General features: G+C 62.4%; 17 protein-coding genes. 14 read left to right on the top strand and 3 right to left on the bottom strand.

Annotation, left to right across the window (positions count from 1 at the left end; all coding sequences use genetic code 11):
* Window positions 1–4: 4 nt before the first annotated feature.
* Entirely contained in the window at window positions 5–1,114 is a 1,110-nt protein-coding gene (gene hisC / locus J7I84_RS19775; protein ID WP_214946225.1) for a histidinol-phosphate transaminase, read from the bottom strand.
* A 93-nt stretch (window positions 1,115–1,207) separates the two neighbouring features.
* On the opposite strand from hisC, the gene J7I84_RS19770 reads away from it, so the two are divergent.
* The 3 genes from J7I84_RS19770 (at window position 1,208) to J7I84_RS19760 (ending at window position 4,303) form a co-directional block, all read left to right on the top strand.
* The gene (locus J7I84_RS19770) at window positions 1,208–1,711 is read left to right on the top strand and encodes an Lrp/AsnC family transcriptional regulator (RefSeq protein WP_214946224.1); all 504 of its coding nucleotides are present in this window, start codon (window positions 1,208–1,210) and stop codon (window positions 1,709–1,711) included.
* A 120-nt stretch (window positions 1,712–1,831) separates the two neighbouring features.
* Window positions 1,832–3,490 (top strand): thiamine pyrophosphate-binding protein, encoded by a 1,659-nt coding sequence (locus J7I84_RS19765; protein WP_214946223.1) that lies wholly within the window; start codon window positions 1,832–1,834, stop codon window positions 3,488–3,490.
* A gap of 63 nt (window positions 3,491–3,553) precedes the next feature.
* On the top strand, window positions 3,554–4,303 hold the full coding sequence (locus tag J7I84_RS19760) for an SDR family oxidoreductase (RefSeq protein WP_214946222.1): 750 nt from the start codon (window positions 3,554–3,556) through the stop codon (window positions 4,301–4,303).
* Between the two features lie 86 nt (window positions 4,304–4,389).
* Here the strand turns inward: J7I84_RS19760 and J7I84_RS19755 are convergent, their stop codons facing one another.
* Entirely contained in the window at window positions 4,390–5,205 is an 816-nt protein-coding gene (locus tag J7I84_RS19755; RefSeq protein WP_214946221.1) for a DUF4839 domain-containing protein, read from the bottom strand.
* Window positions 5,206–5,461: 256 nt separating this feature from the next.
* Window positions 5,462–6,232, bottom strand: a complete 771-nt coding sequence (locus J7I84_RS19750; RefSeq protein ID WP_214946220.1) for a VWA domain-containing protein — start codon at window positions 6,230–6,232, stop codon at window positions 5,462–5,464.
* A gap of 330 nt (window positions 6,233–6,562) precedes the next feature.
* On the opposite strand from J7I84_RS19750, the gene J7I84_RS19745 reads away from it, so the two are divergent.
* From J7I84_RS19745 to J7I84_RS19695, 11 genes are all read left to right on the top strand, one after another.
* Window positions 6,563–7,732: a DUF475 domain-containing protein gene (locus J7I84_RS19745; RefSeq protein ID WP_311381173.1), complete on the top strand. Its 1,170-nt coding sequence runs from the start codon at window positions 6,563–6,565 to the stop codon at window positions 7,730–7,732.
* A 21-nt stretch (window positions 7,733–7,753) separates the two neighbouring features.
* On the top strand, window positions 7,754–8,344 hold the full coding sequence (locus J7I84_RS19740; protein ID WP_214946218.1) for a TerD family protein: 591 nt from the start codon (window positions 7,754–7,756) through the stop codon (window positions 8,342–8,344).
* 22 nt (window positions 8,345–8,366) lie between these two features.
* Window positions 8,367–8,948 carry a TerD family protein gene (locus J7I84_RS19735; protein ID WP_214946217.1) on the top strand — a complete coding sequence of 194 codons (582 nt, stop codon included), beginning with the start codon at window positions 8,367–8,369 and terminating at the stop codon, window positions 8,946–8,948.
* Window positions 8,949–9,018: 70 nt separating this feature from the next.
* Window positions 9,019–9,600, top strand: a complete 582-nt coding sequence (locus J7I84_RS19730) for a TerD family protein (RefSeq protein WP_214946216.1) — start codon at window positions 9,019–9,021, stop codon at window positions 9,598–9,600.
* Between the two features lie 26 nt (window positions 9,601–9,626).
* Complete coding sequence (locus J7I84_RS19725; RefSeq protein WP_214946215.1) at window positions 9,627–10,823, top strand: toxic anion resistance protein; 1,197 nt, start codon at window positions 9,627–9,629, stop codon at window positions 10,821–10,823.
* Window positions 10,824–10,853: 30 nt separating this feature from the next.
* Window positions 10,854–11,369: a hypothetical protein gene (locus tag J7I84_RS19720; protein ID WP_214946214.1), complete on the top strand. Its 516-nt coding sequence runs from the start codon at window positions 10,854–10,856 to the stop codon at window positions 11,367–11,369.
* A gap of 8 nt (window positions 11,370–11,377) precedes the next feature.
* Window positions 11,378–11,920 (top strand): TerD family protein, encoded by a 543-nt coding sequence (locus J7I84_RS19715; protein WP_251046868.1) that lies wholly within the window; start codon window positions 11,378–11,380, stop codon window positions 11,918–11,920.
* A 295-nt stretch (window positions 11,921–12,215) separates the two neighbouring features.
* Window positions 12,216–12,686: a hypothetical protein gene (locus J7I84_RS19710; protein ID WP_214946212.1), complete on the top strand. Its 471-nt coding sequence runs from the start codon at window positions 12,216–12,218 to the stop codon at window positions 12,684–12,686.
* Between the two features lie 30 nt (window positions 12,687–12,716).
* Window positions 12,717–13,904: an HpcH/HpaI aldolase/citrate lyase family protein gene (locus tag J7I84_RS19705; protein WP_214946211.1), complete on the top strand. Its 1,188-nt coding sequence runs from the start codon at window positions 12,717–12,719 to the stop codon at window positions 13,902–13,904.
* Window positions 13,901–16,468, top strand: coding sequence for a phosphoribosyltransferase domain-containing protein (locus J7I84_RS19700; RefSeq protein WP_214946210.1), 2,568 nt, complete (start codon window positions 13,901–13,903; stop codon window positions 16,466–16,468). Before J7I84_RS19705 ends, J7I84_RS19700 begins: the two co-directional genes overlap by 4 nt.
* Window positions 16,465–17,337: an HAD family hydrolase gene (locus J7I84_RS19695; RefSeq protein ID WP_214946209.1), complete on the top strand. Its 873-nt coding sequence runs from the start codon at window positions 16,465–16,467 to the stop codon at window positions 17,335–17,337. Before J7I84_RS19700 ends, J7I84_RS19695 begins: the two co-directional genes overlap by 4 nt.
* The last annotated feature ends 119 nt before the right edge of the window (window positions 17,338–17,456 follow it).

The following is a 17,456-nucleotide window of genomic DNA, read 5'->3' as shown; positions in this document are numbered from 1 at the left end:
AGGATCAGGAAGCTGCCACGGCCGCGTGGGCTGCGAGGAGCCGGAGCACGCGGTTGTTGGAGGCGGGGTCGGCCACGGTGATCCGCACGCCGTCGCCCTGGTACGCCCGGACCAGAATTCCCGCGGCATCGAACGCATCCACGAGCAAGGCCAGAAGCGGGGCGTCGGCGCGGATCCAAAGGAAGTTCCCCCGGCTGGGCTGCAATTTCCATCCCTGGGCCTCCAGCTCGGCGGCCATCCGGGCACGCTCCTGCTTCACCAGGGAAACCCGCGCGGCCATCTCCTCCCCCGCGTCCAGCGAGGCGATGGCCGCCTTCTGCGCCAGCGCGCTCACGGCGAACGGCAGGGCGGTGCGCTGCAAACCTTCGGCAATTGTCGCCGTCGTAATGGCGTACCCGACGCGCAGGCCGGCGAGCCCGTAGGCCTTGGAGAAGGTGCGCAGGATGCAGACGTTCGGGAACCGGCGGTAGAGCGCCAGGGAGTCGGGGCCGCTTCCGGCCTCGGCGTACTCCACGTAGGCCTCGTCGATCACCACCAGGATGTCGGAGCGGACGGACTGCAGAAAGGCCTCGAGGCGGTGGTGGCTGATCGGCACGCCGGTGGGGTTGTTGGGGGTGCAGAGCAGGATGACTTTGGTGCGGTCGGTGATGGCGGCGGCCATGGCGTCCAGGTCGTGGCCCTCGGCGCGGTCCAGCGGGACGCGGACCGGCCGGGCGCCCGCCAGCTCCACCAGGATGGGGTACGCCTCGAAGGAGCGCCACGCGAACACCACTTCATCCCCGGCGTCGCACAGTCCGGTGATGATCTGCTGCAGGACGCCCACGCTGCCGGGCCCCACCGCCACCTCTTCCAGGGTGACGCCCAGGTGCTGGGCGAGCCGTTCGCGGAGTTCGACGGCGGCCATGTCCGGATAGCGGTTCATCCGGCCGGCCGCTTCGGCCACCGCGGCGGTGGCTGCCGGCAGGGGCTCGTAGTGGCTTTCGTTGCTGGCGAGGGCGGCGATGTCCGCACCGAGGCTGCGCCGGCCAGGGACGTAGGCCGGAAGACCGGTCACCGCGGCGCGCAGGGTGGGCAGCGCGGTCTCGGTTTCGGCCAGGAGTTGTTCAGGGCTCATGAGGACCGATCATGGAAGTGACCCGGACCACAATGCAAGATACGCTTTTGTGCTTGGGACTTCTGCTCAACTTCTAGTACCTCTGGTGAAAATATGACCATCACAACATCCCGGACCCTCGATTCGCTCGACGGCAGGATCATCCTGGCCCTGGACAAGGACCCCGAAGCCAGCGCCCTGGCACTCTCCCGGACACTCGGCGTCGCCCGCAACACCGTCCACGCCCGGCTAGCGCGGCTGGAGCGCAGCGGCGCGCTCCGTTCCTTCAGCCGCAGGCTGGACCCCGCTGCGCTCGGCTACGAACTGATGGCCTTCCTCTCCCTGTCGATCAGCCAGACCCGGACGGGCTCGGTGGAGGACGGGCTCGCCGCGATCCCGGAGGTCATCGAGGTGCACGCCACCACCGGCGACGCGGACCTCATGGCCAAGGTGGTGGCCCGCGGCACCAGCGACCTCTACCGCATCACCAACCAGATCCTGGAGATCGACGGGATCCAGCGGACCAGCACGGCCATCTCCATCCTGGAACTCATGCCGCCCCGCTACGACGGGCTCCTGGCCCGGCTGTCCGAGCAGGAATCCACTGCTTCCAGCTAACGCAGGGTGATGCGCGCCACAAGTGGGCGTTTTGGCAGCTTCACTGCTTCTCCCCTGCCAAAAGTCCCAGCCGCATTTCCGTGTGTTGCCGATCTCTACACCGGGCCGCAGGATTCCTGCATGACTTCACTTACTGTCTCCGGCCGCGTGGCGCAGGTTCTCAGCAGCTATGTCAGCGACGTCTTCGGCGTCATGGGCAACGGCAACGTCTACTTCCTGGACGCCGCGGAACAGCAGGGCCTGCGCTTCACCCCGGTCCGGCACGAGGGCGCCGCCGTCGCCGCGGCCGACGCCTACTACCGGGCCTCGGGACGGCTCGCCGCGGGCACCACCACCTACGGCCCCGGCTACACCAACGCGCTCACCGCCCTGGCCGAAGCCGTCCAGGCCCAGATCCCCGTCGTGCTGGTCACCGGCGACGCCCCCACCACCGGCGCCCGGCCGCAGGACGTGGACCAGGCCGCCATCGCCGCCGGCCTCAGCGCGGCCACCTTCACCGTCACCCGCGACGCCGCGGGCGCCATCACTCGCCAGGCGGTGGAGTACGCGCTCACCCGGCGCACCGCCGTCGTGCTTGCCATCCCGTACGATCTTGCGGCACTCGAGGCGGACGACGAGAACCTTCCGGAGCCGGCCGCTTTGGAAGTGACGGACGACGGCGGCACGGACCTGGGGCGGGTGGCCCGCCTGCTCGCCGGGGCCAGGCGGCCGTTGATCCTGGCAGGCCGGGGTGCGCATCTCGCCGGAGCCGGCCCGGAGCTCCGCGAACTCGCCGACCGGATCGGCGCACTGACCGCCGGAACCGCCCTGGCGCTCAACCTCCTCAATGGCGAGGGGTACCTGGGCGTGGCCGGCGGTTTCGGCACCGACACCGCGGCCGGGCTCATGGGCGAGGCCGACGTGGTCCTGGTGGCCGGGGCGAGCCTGAGCCCGTTCACCATGCGGTTCGGGCACCTGCTCGGCCCCGGTGCCACAGTTATCCAGATCGACACCGCTGTGGAGACGACGCATCCGCGGGTGGACCTGTTTGTTCAGGCAGACGTGAAGGCTGCTGCTTCACGCCTGCTGTCTTTGGTTGCAGGAGGGGCTGCGGCTGTTGCTTGGCGCGAGGAAGCTTCCATGCGCCTGGTTGCTGGGCCGGGGCATGCTGTTGGATCCGCTGAGACTGTGGACGGTCGACTGGACCCGCGGGCCCTGGCTGCCGCTCTGGAGGCCGTGCTGCCGGAGCGCCGGACGGTGGTGCAGGACGGCGGCCATTTCATCGGGTGGGCGCCAATGTACTGGAACATCCCGCGGCCGCAGGACCTGGTGATGGTGGGAACGGCGTTCCAGTCCATCGGGCTGGGGCTGGCGAGCGCCGTCGGGGCAGCCCGCGCGCTGGAGGACGGCCGGACCTTGGTGCTGGCCTCAGGCGACGGCGGTTTCCTGATGGGCCTGTCCGACCTCGAATCCCTGATCGGCGCGGCTGGCAGCGCGATTGTGGTGATCTACAACGATGCTGCTTACGGCGCCGAGATCCACCAGTACGGGTCACAGGGGCTGACCGAGAAGCCAATGCTGATCCCCGAGGTGGACTTCAGCGGTGTCGCACGGGCGTTGGGAGCTGAGTCAGCTGTCATCCGCTCGCCTGGTGACCTGTCCGCGCTGCAGGACTGGATCGACGCCGGCGCCAAGGGCACCTTCGTTGCCGACTGCCGCATCACGTCCAGCGTCCGGGCTCCATGGCTGAGCGAGTGGATGAACGCGACCCGTGCAGCAAAGGCGGCGGTGACGGGGTAGAACCCCTCGGGAACGTAAGGCGCGCAGCCGTTTTTGTTGAGGAACCGGCATAGGATTTCTTCCATGAGGATTGCCGTTGCAGGGGGAACTGGTACCGTTGGCCGCCACGTTGTGGTCATCGCCAGGGAGCGTGGGCACCACGTGGTCAGTCTCAGCCGAACCGAAGGGGTGGACCTACTCAGCGGGCGCGGCCTTGAGCAGGCACTCCAGAATGTCGAAACGGTCATCGACGTCGCCGGCATCCAGACCTTGTCCACAAAGAAGGCCGTGGATTACTTCAACAACGCCACGCAGAACCTGCTGGCGGCCGGGAAGAAAGCCGGCGCAAAGCACCACGTAGCGTTGTCCATCGTAGGCATCGACAAAGCCAATTCAGGACTGTACGCCGGCAAGTTGGTGCAGGAGGACGAAGTCAAACACGGCGGCGTTCCCTGGACTCTGCTCCGGTCCACCCAGTTCCACGAGTTCGTGCCGATGTCCATCAAGGCCGCCTCCGTGGGCCCGCTGGTCCTGGTTCCCACGATGTCCACCCAGCCGGTGGCGGCGAAAGACGTGGCCGCGGCGCTGGTGGACGCAGCTGAGGCTGGCCCGCAGGGACGCATCCCGGACCTCGGCGGTCCGCGGGCCGAACAGCTGAAAGACCTGGTCGCGGCCTATCTGGCCAGGACGCAGCAGAAGAAACTGATCGTTCCACTGCACCTTCCCGGCCCCATGGGCAGGGCAATGCGCAACGGCGCGCTGATCCCTGCGCCGGGTTCCGCCGTCGGACGCCAGACGTTCCCGGAGTGGCTCGAAGCTAGTGACGCCGCCTAAGCGCCCGTGCTCTGCCAGCCCTTGCTCGCGGCCAGCGGCCACCAAGGTCTTAAACGCCGTTATGGGTCGTGGTGAGGCGGGTGGCGCTACCGAACCGTGGTGGACACCGGGGTCAGGAAGAACAAGCAGCCTTGGTTGGGCTTGTAGTCGCCAACTTCAGCGATAAAGCGGTATGTATCGCCTTCAGACACGGAGGACGGAACGTTGCTGCCACTGAATTTGAGGTCGAACGTGTTCACGTTTGCGTACTTGAAGTTGGGGCCAGCTGTGGTCTTTGGCCCCGCGTCTCCGGGACCAAGAAGGATGTCATATCGAGTCTTGTACTTCTCATATTGCTGCAGGTTCGTTATCGAGCCGTCGAACCCAATTTTCCGGCCGTGGTACTTGGTCGCGAAGTCCGCCACCGAGGGACCGCAGGTGTCGGTGGTCGCCAGGAGTGCAGCGAATTCTTCGTTGTTCTCGGGGGTGATGACTTGGTCGGCTTCTTCAGCCACCGTTGGAGCAGGCGACGGTCCGGAGGCCTGGCCGGTTTCTTCAGCCACCGCTGGAGTAGGCGACGGGAGTGGCGTCTCACTCAGAGCCACCGATTCCGACGACGCAGTGCCGCCTTTTTCCCGTGCTGCGGAGGTACCAATGCCTACAGCAGCTAGTAGCAGGAGGATGGTCATACCGGCCACGACAGCCCGCTGCTTGGCCGGCGCAAGTCCCCGGAAGACTTCCCACGCCTTTGACAAAGATGTCTCTGGCTTCACACGCCGGAATTTCAGTGTGGTCCGGAGCGTCCCTTGGGTCTGGTCGACAAGTTCCCAGTTGCCTTCTCTCTGCTCCTTGCCGATAGAGCGGCTCTCCAAACCGCGCACGGCCTGAACAGATTTGTATTCGTACTTGATGTCGTCTGACATCCGGCCCCCAACCTCTTGCGGAAGTGCCTTGGGTCTCATGGAGGCTCGGCACCATCAGACTCCCACCGCGCACTTCGCGGTTGGCTCGATCAGCATAAGACGTGATCTCGTGCTCTACGAATTGAAACCCCGACAGGTGGCTGACCACCGACCCATTTGCCAAGTGTTACTGACCGTGCAATAAGTCACCGGATCCGGTGGCACTGCGCCAGCAGAGCGATCGCAGCGGAAAATGGCAAGTAGGCTGAACGGCCTGCTATTGGATGAGTCCCCTGTTTCTGACTTCGCTGAGCCAGTCCGGGAATTCCTTCAGCATCTTCTCGAACAGCAGTGCGTCGTTGATACCGTCAACGTCGCCAACCGGCTCGTAGTTGGCGTTGTCCACAAAGCGCTGGGTGATTGTGTCCAGCTGCTCAAGGAACGCTATGGGCTCACGGCCAATAGAGAGAAATTTCCAAAAAATGGGTGCCGTCGAAACTTCCGCCAGCGCTTGAAGGGCCGCGTTCTTGCTATCTGGTGCACCGTCCGTAAGAAACAGTACGTACACGGGCATTTCTGAGGGCGCAGCCGTAGCGGGCAGTGTTGGGCTGATTTTTGCCTTGCCCAGTCCGAAGAGGCCCTTCTTGGGCATAACCGGAGGAGCAAACCCAAAGTGTTCCCGGATGGATAGGAATGCATCGGCGTAGTTTGTACTGCCCATCCGCCGTCCTTTGGTCAAACGATCCACGGATCCGGGAAAGTCGGCGATGCTGATTTCACCCAAGTATGCGGCGGAGGAGTCAAAAACGAAGAAGTCGATAGCCCCATCGTCGTCGAATTGGGTGGCCAGAGCCAACGTCTTTTCGACCAACCGTTGCATAGAGCCCGATTTGTATGCCGCAGACATGGAGCCGGAGAAGTCCAAGGCGACCGCAACTTTGGCTTTCTGCCCGTTGAGTCCGGACAGATTGACGGCCGCGGATGCAGTCTTGGCCAGTGACAGAAGACCTGGCGCTTCCAGGCCGATTTTTTCAAGGGAAAGTACCATTAGCAATCCTATTCGTTGAGTATTTACGACGAAACCACCCCGTCGTTGGTTCCGACACCTCGGCTGGCCGACTTTGGCCGGCTTTGCTATCGGACGCGCACGCTAGATGACATCCGCCGCGAGTGTTCAGGACTTTGGCGGCCGACAGCATCAGCGCCACCCGTCCTGGTACTGGTATCAGTCAATGATCCGATCCTCAGGATTTGGTCAAGATGCTGTTAGTTTTTCCGAAGGCCTAATCCAACGTCTTTACCAGCTGCCCTAAACCGAGGAGCGACGGGCTAGGATTATCGGACAAGTCAGGGGGAGACTTACTCCTGCTAGCACGCCGTGGTGAGGCCGTTGACAATCGGCCAAGCCCGCTTTACAGGAGTTGGATACAAAGTGTTCCTAAAAACTTTCGGTTGGTCTTTTGGGATCACCGCTGCTGCCTTGGTTATTGCATTCCTGTACGGGGGGCCGCAAGCCCTCATTTTGTGTCTGATTCTCGGCGTCCTTGAAATTAGCCTCAGCTTCGATAATGCGGTGGTGAACGCCCGCATCCTCGAGCGCATGAACGCTTTCTGGCAGAAGATGTTCCTGTCCGTCGGTGTCGTCATCGCCGTTTTCGGCATGCGCGTCCTGTTTCCCCTCCTGATCGTGGGCGTGACCGCCAAGCTCAACCCCGCTGAGGCCATCAACTTGGCCCTGCAAAAGGGTGATCCCCACACGCCAGGAACCTACGGATACCTGCTGCACGAAGCGCACCCACAAATCGCTGCGTTCGGCGGCCTGTTCCTGCTGATGCTTTTCCTCGACTTCATGTTCGAGGACAGGGACATCAAGTGGATCAAATTCCTTGAGATTCCTATGGCCAGAATCGGAAAGCTCGACGGCGCGTCCTTGGTGGTTGGACTTGTCGCACTCGTCCTTGCCGGCAGCCTCTCCGGGGAGCACCAGGGCATCGTATTGCTGGCCGGACTTCTCGGCATCATCACCTACCTCCTCGTCAACGGCCTCGGCAACCTCTTCGATGTGGACAACGATGGCGACGTCGACTTCGACGACGCCGCCGCCACCGTGCACGTCGGCCCCAGTGCGCCGGCCAAGCTGGCTGGTAAGGCCGCCTTTATGCTCTTCCTCTACCTTGAGGTCATCGACGCGTCCTTCTCGTTCGACGGGGTCATTGGCGCCTTTGCGATCACGGCGGACCCCATCATCATCGCCTTGGGCCTAGGCCTCATCGGCGCGATGTTCGTGCGGTCCTTGACCGTATACCTCGTCCGGCATGGGACCCTGGACGAGTTTGAATACCTCGACCACGGCGCGCACTGGGCTATCGGCGCCCTCGCCGTCATCCTGCTCATGACCATCTCGATTTCCATCAACGAAGTCATCACAGGACTTATCGGAGTCGTCTTTATCGTTGCTGCTTTCATCGGATCCACCATGCGCAACAAGAAGACGGCCAAGCTCGCGGAAGCAACCGAGGCCGCCGAACTTACAAAAGTTTCCAAGTAAACACAGAACAGGAGCATGACGATGGGGTTAAGTCTTACGAAGGGTCAGTCACTGTCGCTGACCAAGCAGAACGGTGAGTCGCTCACAAAAATTAGGCTGGGACTCGGCTGGGACTCCGCTGTTCCCGCTAAGCGGGGCTTCTTCGGTAGCACCAAGACCGTCGAGATCGACCTGGACGCTTCGGCCATTCTGTTCGACGCAAACAAGCAGCCACTGGACTTGGTTTTCTTCAACAACCTGAAAAGCAAAGACGGTTCCATCAAGCACACCGGCGACAACCTCACCGGCGAAGGCGAAGGCGATGACGAATCCATCACCGTTGATCTTGGTGCCGTATCCCCCGGTGTGGCGCACATTGTTTTCGTCATCACTAGCTACAGCCAGCAGACCTTCGACATGGTGGAGAACGCGTTCTGCCGGGTCATCGATGAGTCTGTGGCTGGCGCCCCGGAAGTGGCCAAGTACCAGCTGACCGAATCCGGTCGATACACGGCCATGATCATGGCGAAGCTCTCCCGGGACATCGGCGGCTGGAGCTTCCAGGCCATCGGCGCCCCCGCGAACGGCAAAACTGCGCATGACGTAGTCCAGCCCGCAATTTCCACCCTCTAAGACCGCCCCCTAAGGAGTCACATTGGCAAGCCTCACCCTCAGCAAGGGAAGCAACCTCTCCCTCAGCAAAGCAGACCCCGGCCTCCGCAAGGCCATGATCGGCCTAGGCTGGGATCCCCGTACGACGGCGGGACAACAGTTCGATTTGGACGCCTCCGCCCTGCTGCTTACCGCAGCCGGGAAAGTCCGTTCCAATGACGACTTCATCTTCTACAACCAGCTCGCCTCCAAGGACGGCGCCATCGTCCACCAGGGCGACAACCGTACCGGTGAGGGCGAGGGCGATGACGAACAGGTCCTCATCGACCTTGACTCGGTATCTGCGGAGATCGACAAAATTGTGCTGGTCGTTTCTATCGACCAAGCCGACGCCCGCGGTCAGAACTTCGGCCAAGTACGGGATGCCTTCTGCCGTGTCGTCAACGAGGACACCAACACCGAAATTGTGCGTTACGACCTTACCGAGGACGCTGCCTCCGAGACCTGCATGATCTTCGCCGAAATCTATCGGCACAACGGTGACTGGAAGTTTCGTGCCGTAGGTCAGGGCTACGCCACAGGCCTCCACGGAATCGCCACCGACTTCGGCATCATCCTCGACTAAGCAGTGCTGTCGCCGCAACCACTGGCTGCGGCGGCGCTGCCACCACCCACCCATTTGAAGGAGCAGGAGCATGGCCGGACTTACCCTGACCAAGGGCGCTAATCTGTCGCTGACAAAGTCGGCCCCCGGACTGACGAAAGTACACGTCGGACTCGGCTGGGATCCCCGCACCACCACCGGAGACGCCTTCGACCTCGACGCCTCGGCGCTGCTGCTGGGCGAAGACGGAAAGGTCCGCTCCTCGGCGGACTTCATCTTCTATAACCAGCCGTCCACGCCGGACGGAACGGTCGTCCACCAAGGTGACAACCGCTCGGGTGTTGGTGATGGCGATGATGAGATCATCGCTGTCGACCTTTCTACCCTGGCCGCAGACGTCTCACGAATTGTCTTCGTCGTTTCCATCGACCAGGCGGATGAGCGACGCCAGAACTTCGGCCAGGTCCGCGCCGCCTACTGCCGGATTGTCAACCAGGACAACGACACCGAAATAGTCCGCTACGACCTCAGCGAAGACGCGGCCCCCGAGACCTGCATGATCTTCTCGGAGTTGTACCGGCACAACGGCGAATGGAAGTTCAAGGCCGTCGGCCAAGGCTACGCGACCGGGCTCGCCGGAGTCGCCGGCGACTTCGGCATACAGCTCGGATAAGTACCCCACAGAAAGAGAGACGGACCATGAGTATGCAACTGACACCGCCGGAGGCCGCCGCATCGACGCCGCTGGTACTGAACGCACCGGAAACCGTCGACATCGTCAAGGTCGACGATGCCCCCGGCATGGTCCCGGTGCCGGCCGAACGCCAGCAGGAGATCAATGCCCAGGCTCGCGCCTTCGTCAGCGAGGTGGCGGCAATGAGCCCGTTCAGCCCCGAGTACTCCAGCAAGATCGATGGCATCAACCGGCTTGGCGGCCAGCAACTTGTGGCCTCCGCCAACACCTCCAGCCGGCTGCTGGAGCGGTCATCCACATCGTTGGCCGGGGCGAAGAAGTCCGGCAACAACGCTCAAGTGCAGGTTGCCTCAACACTGGGTGAGCTCCGCTCGACAGTGGAGGACCTGACGCCGAACAATGCTGATTTGGGCGTGGGCAGGAAGATCTTGGGCATTATCCCGGGCGGTAACAAGCTCGCGAAGTATTTCCAACGCTACGAGAGCGCCCAGACCCAGCTGGACAAGATCATAAAGTCCCTGATGGCAGGCCAAGACGCCTTACTCAAGGACAATGCCTCGCTCGCGGAGGAAAAGACCCGGCTGTGGGAGACCATGCAGGGACTGAGCGAATATGCGGTGTTCGCCAAGGCGCTGGACACCGCAACTGCAAGCCGAATCGACGAGATGAAGATGCAGGGCCAGATCGAGGAGGCCGGCAAGCTCGACTCGGACGTGCTTTATCCGATCCGCCAGCGGCACCAGGACATCCTGACCCAGTTGGCCGTCTCGGTACAGGGTTACCTGGCAATCGACATGATCCGCAAAAACAACACCGAACTGATCAAGGGCGTCGAGCGGGCCCGCACTACGACAATCTCGGCGCTGCGTACCGCCGTGATTGTGGCCCAGGCCCTTGCCAACCAGAAGATGGTGCTGGACCAGATCGACGCCATCAACACGACGACGAACAACATGATCCTCAAGACGTCCGAGATGCTCAAGGACCAGACGGCAAGGATCCACCAGCAGGCTGCGAGTTCCGGGGTCAGCGTTGAAACACTGCAGAGGGCCTTCGACAACGTCTTCCAGACCATTGACGCCATCGACACCTTCCGGTCCCAAGCCAACAAGAGCATGGAAGGCACCGTGCATGCCCTCGAGACGGGTCTGGAGCGGGCCAGGCCTTACCTAGAGCGCGTCCGTCAACAAGAAGGCAACTAGTGCAGGCACAACGACTGGCCCGATCGCGGCATGGTCGGTAAGTTCCTTGGGTCCCTGTTCAGCGCCGCTGCTGCCCGCAGCTCCGACGCCGAACAGGGAACAGCGCCCGTGCTCGACCAGAACACCGTGGATCTTGGTGCCAGTGGGGCGGCGCTGGACGCCCTCCGCAGCGAAACTCGACGGGCCGGAGGCGAAGTGCCCACTGGGGTCTACTCGCAGTTCCGGCAAATAGACGACCTTCTCGCGACCTTGGTGGTCCATATGCAACAGACCGGCGCCGCCACCGAGCAGGTGGTCCTCGCCGGGGCGATCATCTGCGATTACCTTCCCACTTCTCTGAGGACCTACCTGATGCTGCCCAAATCGGTCCGCGTGCATGGTTCCCACGAAACGGCCACCCTGCTGGCGCAGCTCGCAACTCTGCATTCCACTGTCCAAAACCTTAACCAGCAGGTGCGCAGTGGGGCCGCCACCGAACTGGCGATCCACGGCCGGTTTCTCCAGGACAAGTTCGATCTTGGCAGTCTTCACCTGGAAGGAAGCTAGTGGCTTCAATGATCCCGGGCAGCAACGCTGCCCTGACGGCCGAGAATCCCGGCCTCCGCAAAGTTCTCGTCGCCTTCGGCTGGACCATTACCCAAAGCCTCGGACCCCAGGCCGAGCTTGTTCCAATGGCCATAATGTGCGGCCAGGACGGGCTGGCCCTCTCCGACGACCATCTGGTGTTCTTCAACCAGCTGACGACCCCCGAGGGCAGCATGGAATTCGTCGGGACTGACGACCAGGAGCAAATCGATGTCGACCTGGCCTCGGTGCCAGAGGACGTGCGGAAAATTGCCTTCGTTGTCTACGTCGACCCAGATCTGCGCGGGCCGGGGAATTTCAGCGCCGTCAAGAACGCCTACGTGCGGGTGGCTGACGAGAACAATCGTGAACTCTTGCGCTTCGATATCCCGTCCGGAAACCAAATGCAGGTCAAAGCCATGCTGTTCGGGGAACTCTACCGGCACAGCGGCGGCTGGAAGTTCCGGGCCATCGGCCAGGGCTACCAGAACGGGCTTACCGGTGTGGCCACCGACTACAAGCTGGCGCTCTGACATGCATCACTCCGCGCGACGCCCGCGCCCAGACATCACCTACCTGTCCCGCCGCCGCCGGCCCGACTCCGTGGCCGCCGGGCCTAGCCCCCACCGCATCCCCGCGACACGCACAGACGAAACATTGCGCCCTGCGCCGTCTTCCGGGCTCAGCTTGGACCGCCCCCGGGCGGGCACCGTCGGTTCTGGCACCGGAGGGCCTTCCGCCCACGAGAGTACGGGTCCCACCCCGCTTGCGCCGGTCCTTGAATCCGCCTGGCTTTTCAGCGCACCGGGATTCACGGACACTCGCCAGATGGCGGAAGATGCGCCAATTGTGCGGCTCAATGCACGGCAGTCCAGCATAGGTACGCTACTGGTACACGGCGCGCGGTCCACAGCCTGGGAGGATGTCGACCAGGTGACCGGTGCTGAAAGCGTCCACGGAGAGACAGCCGGGGTTGCCTGCCCGACCGCCGGAAACCGAAAACTGGTAGCATTCCACGAGGGGTCCGCTGCCATCACTCTCCGACACGTCAAACGGTTTCGGCGCGCGATCTTCATCGCGCAGGACGTGCCACTGGTTGTCAGCATATTTGGGGAGGCCGCGCTGGCCGTCTCACCCAATACCGCGGACGGCAAGAGTGCTGTCCTTTATATCTCCCGCATCGACAGCCTCCTTGAACTTCGTGCGGAGTACGTCGAGGCCGCAAACGACCAGACCATCTGGGCTGCCTTCGGTTTCACCATGACCACTCCGTCGCACATGCATACTGGTCGCCGCTAGCGTCTGGTCAGCGACCCATTTGGGGAACACATGAGACACTTCAGATATTTGAGCCAGTCGGAACGCGAGCGGCTCTTCCTCCTACCTCCCGAAGAACTATTTCGAACCTCCCACCCAAACCTGCTCGCCGTCGCCCTCGGCGCGACCCTCTACGCGCCTGCGAACCGACCGAGTCTGGCGAAGGCTGTGCTCAAACAGACGGAACGCGGCTGCATCAGCTTCGTCCTCTGCTTAGAGGACTCCGTGGCGGACGACGACGTAGCAGAAGCCGAAGCAAATCTCCTTGACGCGCTTGCTGAACTTGCCGCCCAGCCATCTGGTGCGGTGCTCCCGCTCCTGTTCATCAGGTGCCGGACCCCCGAACAACTGCTCAATATCGGGCGGCGCGCAGGGTCCACGCTCGACGTCCTGGCGGGCTTCGTCCTGCCCAAATTTGAGAACGAAACGGGCCAGGGACTCGCCTTTTTTGAGGCTCTGCGCCAGCTTAACCATGAGGCCGGTCGAACGGAACCTACGCGAAAACTGCCGCCGCTCCTGGCCATGCCCATCATCGAGGACCCCGTCACCACTCATCTCGAGACAAGAACGGCTGCCCTCCACAGCGCACTGACCGTGATCACCACCAACCGCGACCTGGTTCTGTGCATCCGCGTTGGAGCCACAGACATGTCCGGCGCATTCGGGCTTCGAAGGTCACGAGACCTGACCATCTACGACGTCAATGTGGTAGCCAACGTGATTGGCGACGTCGTGAATGTTTTCGGCCGGACAGGCAGCAGTTGGGTCATAACTGGCCCCGTGTGGGAGCACTTCTCCAACAAAGAGCGCGTCCTGCGCCCCCTTCTGCGGGTGACGCCGTTCAGCAATGTCAACGAGGAGGCACTCCGCCAGCGTCTGCTGTTGGAGAACCTCGATGGGCTGATCCGCGAAATCGAGCTCGACCAGGCAAATGGCCTGCTGGGGAAAACCGTCATTCACCCAAGCCACGTCCCTGTGGTGCATTCGATGTCCGTTGTCAGCCACGAGGAGTACCTGGACGCAACTGACATCGCGGCCGGACTTTCCGGCGGGGTGCAGGCCTCCTCTTATGGAAACAAGATGAACGAGCACAAGCCCCACCGATCTTGGGCTGAACGAACCCTGCTGCGGGCCAGGGCCTTCGGGGTGGCAAACCACGGGATCAGTTTTGCAGAGCTCCTGGAAGCGAGTATGAAATGACAGTCGCCAAATCCACACTTACGGAGCACGAAGCGAGCTTCGCTGAATGGGGATTCGCGGTCTCGCCCAGCTCCCGTCCCGGCCTCTTGCCGGTCACGGCCCTGGTGGACTTGGCCCTGCGGCGGAACCCCAAGCGGGCCCACCTGCTGGTCTCGCGGATCTTGGCAAAACATGTGCCTACCGAGCCCGGAATCGCGGTGGCGGCGGGTCTGTTGTTGGGCCTGCAGGTGCGTCATGCTCTCAGCCCACTCTCCGACACCGACAGCCGCATCGCAGACGCGGCGTCCCGGTTAGAGGATCTACTGGCGGGGAACCCAATTGCAGAGGCTGACCGGGCAGTCGCAATCGCTGACCTGTGCCGAGACCTGCACGTCCAGCCAGCATGTCCTGACGTGGCCACCATCGGCTATGCCGAGACCGCGACAGGCCTGGGCCAGCTGGTGGCCGATTCACTAGGGTCCTACTACATTCATTCCACCCGCCATGTGGCCGCCGGCACGGATGCAGTTCGCCCCTACGCGGCCTTCGAAGAATCGCACTCTCATGCAACATCCCACCAGTTACTCCCCACCCGGCATTCGGCACTCAGTGGTACCGGCACGATTGTGCTGGTGGACGATGAGCTGAGCACCGGCGCAACTGTTGTCAACACCATCACCGCTCTCCACGCCACGGCCCCACACCGGCAATACATTGTTGCTTCCCTGATTGACCTGCGGCCGGCCGAGGACCGGAACCGGCTGGACGAACTGGCCTTCAAGCTGGACTGCCGAATCACCGTAGTGAGTCTTGCCAACGGCGACATCGCTGTGCCCGGCGACCTGCCCGCCAAGGCAGCCTCGTTTGTGAGCCGCTTCGCCAACGAGCCGGTCCCCGCACCGAAATGTGGCCATGTGTCCGTGCTGGACCTCACCCGCAGCGTGGAACCGATCCGAAGTGCCCGGTTCGGGAACAGCGCCGGCGCCACGGTCTGCAGTGCCGCTGACCGCGTTGCCGAGAAAATGGCCACCGTGGTGCCGGCGACAGGCCGGCTGCTGATCCTGGCCACCGAGGAATTTATGGCGCTGCCGTTGGCCATCGCGTCCGCTCTGCAGCAACGGCTACCTGGGGTATCGGTCAGATACTCCACCAGCACCCGCTCCCCCATTACCGTGATTGACCGTGAAGGATATCCGGTTCGTTCGGCCGTGACCTTCAACAGCCACGATGCAACCACGGACGGTCCCGGCCGACGGTATGCCTATAACTTCAACCACGCCGGCCAGCGGTTTGACCGGGTGGTGATCTTGGCGGAACCGGGAACACAAACAGCCGCATTGACGGGACCTGGATGCATTGCAGAGGCCGTTTCGACGACGGGGGCCAGCGTGCAGGTTGTTTTGCTTCCAGCGGAGCGGCCGTTCCCCGAGTTCGGCCAGGGGCCCTCCTTTGGCTCCTACGCAGCCAGCGAAGTGCGGTGGTTGATCAAGGACCTGAGCTTCGCGGAACTGGAGGCTCCCACAGCTGTGAGGGAGGCCGCCATCCAGTCAGGCCGGGCCAATTATGCGGAGTCCCTTCCCCAGGAATATGTGCCCTCAAGCGAGTATGAGGAACTATATAAAGCCGCTCTGTCAAGGTCAGCTTCGCGGGTGGCATTTGCTGTCGGACGTGTCACCGAACAGGTGCTGGCAGTCAGGGCGGGCGCTCCCGTCCTTGTCTCCCTGGCCCGCGCGGGGACGCCGGCTGGAATCCTGATGAAGCGGTGGGCCACGCAGGTCCACGGCGTCGATCTCCCCCATTACACGGCCAGCATCGTGCGGGGCATTGGGCTTGACCAGACAGCGCTGAGCTACCTCGCCAGCCACTACGCGCCGGAACAGATCATGTTCGTGGATGGATGGACCGGCAAAGGCGCCATCGCACGTGAACTTGAGGCCGCGGTGGCCGACTTCGCGCGCACCGACGGAGCACAGTTCAGTCCTGAACTTGCCGTGCTTGCTGATCCTGGGCATTGCTCGGAAATATTCGGCACTAGAGACGATTTCCTGATTCCGTCTGCCTGCCTGAACTCAACCGTATCCGGACTGGTGTCACGCACAGTCTTCAACCGGGACCTCATCTTCCCCAACGATTTTCATGGGGCAAAGTATTACCGGGAACTGGCGCCCAGGGACGTTTCCGAGGCCTTCGTCAACGCCGTGTCCGAACGCTTCGCTGACGTCCAGGACAACGTCATCACATCGACGGAAGCCAACACAGCGGAGGCCGTCGGGAACAGAGCCTCAGACTGGTCAGGGTGGGCCGCTGTCGAGAGGATCAGCAAGGACTTCGGAATCAACAACACAAACTTGGTGAAGCCCGGGGTTGGCGAAACTACTCGGGTACTCCTGCGCCGGGTACCTTGGAAGATCCTGGTGAGATCCACGTCTAGGGAAGACGTGCAGCACGTGCTTCTGCTGGCAAGGCTCCGGGACGTAGAGGTGGTCTACGTGGATGACCTTCCATACACATGTGTCGGCCTGATCCATCCGTTACCCGGTACTCGGTCCATGCCCGAAATCGAGCAGAAGTCAGCGGTATCGTGACTACTCTGTCTGCAGGGCTGGAATTCCCCGCCATCCGCCCGACCGAAAACTATTCGGTGATGGTGGCGTGCGACCTTGACCAGACGCTTATCTACTCGGCCAATTCCATGGCACTGCGGTGTTCTGACAACGCTGCGCCTGCACTGGTTGTTGCCGAGGTATATGAGGGAGCACCTATATCGTTCATGACGCGCACAGCGTGGAATGTCCTGGAACGCCTTGTGCACGGCGCGATCTTCGTTCCCGTCACCACGCGAACAGTGCAGCAATTCCGTCGAGTGAATATCCCTGGCCGTAACAGAGGCTATGCGGTGACTACGAACGGGGCAGTCCTGTTACACGACGGAGTACCGGATGCGGGGTGGACTTACCTCATACAGGGCGCTGTCGCTGATAATTGCGCACCCTTGGAGGAGGTATATGACCATCTCCTGGGCCCGACCAAGCCAGCAGCAGTTCTCCGCGGCCGGGTAGCTGAAAACACGTTTGTATACTGCATCGTCGAACGTAATGAATTGTCGGTCGGTTATCTCGAAGAACTAAGTGCATGGTGTCACGAACGGGGATGGAAGACATCCATGCAGGGTAGAAAGTTGTACTGCGTACCATCACCCGTCAGCAAGGAGGCAGCTCTCGCTGAGATCCGTCGCCGTCACCCTGTGGACGTGCTAGTGGCAGCCGGCGACTCTAAGCTGGACGCCGGTATTCTGCAGCTGGCTGACGCAGCAATCCGCCCTGCCCATGGCGAGCTAGACGAAGCAGCTTTCCATCTTGCAAACCTCTGTGTGACGTCAACCTCCGGGATCGTGGCGGGTGAGGAGATTCTGCGCGTCGCTGCCGCCTACATCCGTTCCCAAGTGATGACTTAGTCCAGCCACGTCCAGGAAGATGGACATCAACGGGACCACCGGGTAGTTCTCTGGTTCAGCTGGTCCCCTCGTCAACAGCGTTTGCCCTCCCCTATCGGCGTGAGGGGTCTGGGGATGCC

Source organism: Arthrobacter sp. ISL-85, assembly GCF_018613675.1.
In the GTDB taxonomy this organism is placed as follows: domain Bacteria; phylum Actinomycetota; class Actinomycetes; order Actinomycetales; family Micrococcaceae; genus Arthrobacter.
This window is presented reverse-complemented; position numbering and strand designations above follow the sequence as displayed.

Coding starts and splice junctions, on each gene's coding strand:
- J7I84_RS19760 (WP_214946222.1), top strand. CDS start 3,554: ATGAGGATTGCCGTTGCAGGGGGAACTGGTACCGTTGGCCGCCACGTT.
- J7I84_RS19725 (WP_214946215.1), top strand. CDS start 9,627: ATGAGTATGCAACTGACACCGCCGGAGGCCGCCGCATCGACGCCGCTG.
- J7I84_RS19710 (WP_214946212.1), top strand. CDS start 12,216: ATGGCGGAAGATGCGCCAATTGTGCGGCTCAATGCACGGCAGTCCAGC.
- J7I84_RS19755 (WP_214946221.1), bottom strand. CDS start 5,205: ATGTCAGACGACATCAAGTACGAATACAAATCTGTTCAGGCCGTGCGC.
- J7I84_RS19715 (WP_251046868.1), top strand. CDS start 11,378: ATGATCCCGGGCAGCAACGCTGCCCTGACGGCCGAGAATCCCGGCCTC.
- hisC (WP_214946225.1), bottom strand. CDS start 1,114: ATGAGCCCTGAACAACTCCTGGCCGAAACCGAGACCGCGCTGCCCACC.
- J7I84_RS19750 (WP_214946220.1), bottom strand. CDS start 6,232: ATGGTACTTTCCCTTGAAAAAATCGGCCTGGAAGCGCCAGGTCTTCTG.
- J7I84_RS19765 (WP_214946223.1), top strand. CDS start 1,832: ATGACTTCACTTACTGTCTCCGGCCGCGTGGCGCAGGTTCTCAGCAGC.
- J7I84_RS19740 (WP_214946218.1), top strand. CDS start 7,754: ATGGGGTTAAGTCTTACGAAGGGTCAGTCACTGTCGCTGACCAAGCAG.
- J7I84_RS19700 (WP_214946210.1), top strand. CDS start 13,901: ATGACAGTCGCCAAATCCACACTTACGGAGCACGAAGCGAGCTTCGCT.
- J7I84_RS19730 (WP_214946216.1), top strand. CDS start 9,019: ATGGCCGGACTTACCCTGACCAAGGGCGCTAATCTGTCGCTGACAAAG.
- J7I84_RS19770 (WP_214946224.1), top strand. CDS start 1,208: ATGACCATCACAACATCCCGGACCCTCGATTCGCTCGACGGCAGGATC.
- J7I84_RS19705 (WP_214946211.1), top strand. CDS start 12,717: ATGAGACACTTCAGATATTTGAGCCAGTCGGAACGCGAGCGGCTCTTC.
- J7I84_RS19720 (WP_214946214.1), top strand. CDS start 10,854: ATGGTCGGTAAGTTCCTTGGGTCCCTGTTCAGCGCCGCTGCTGCCCGC.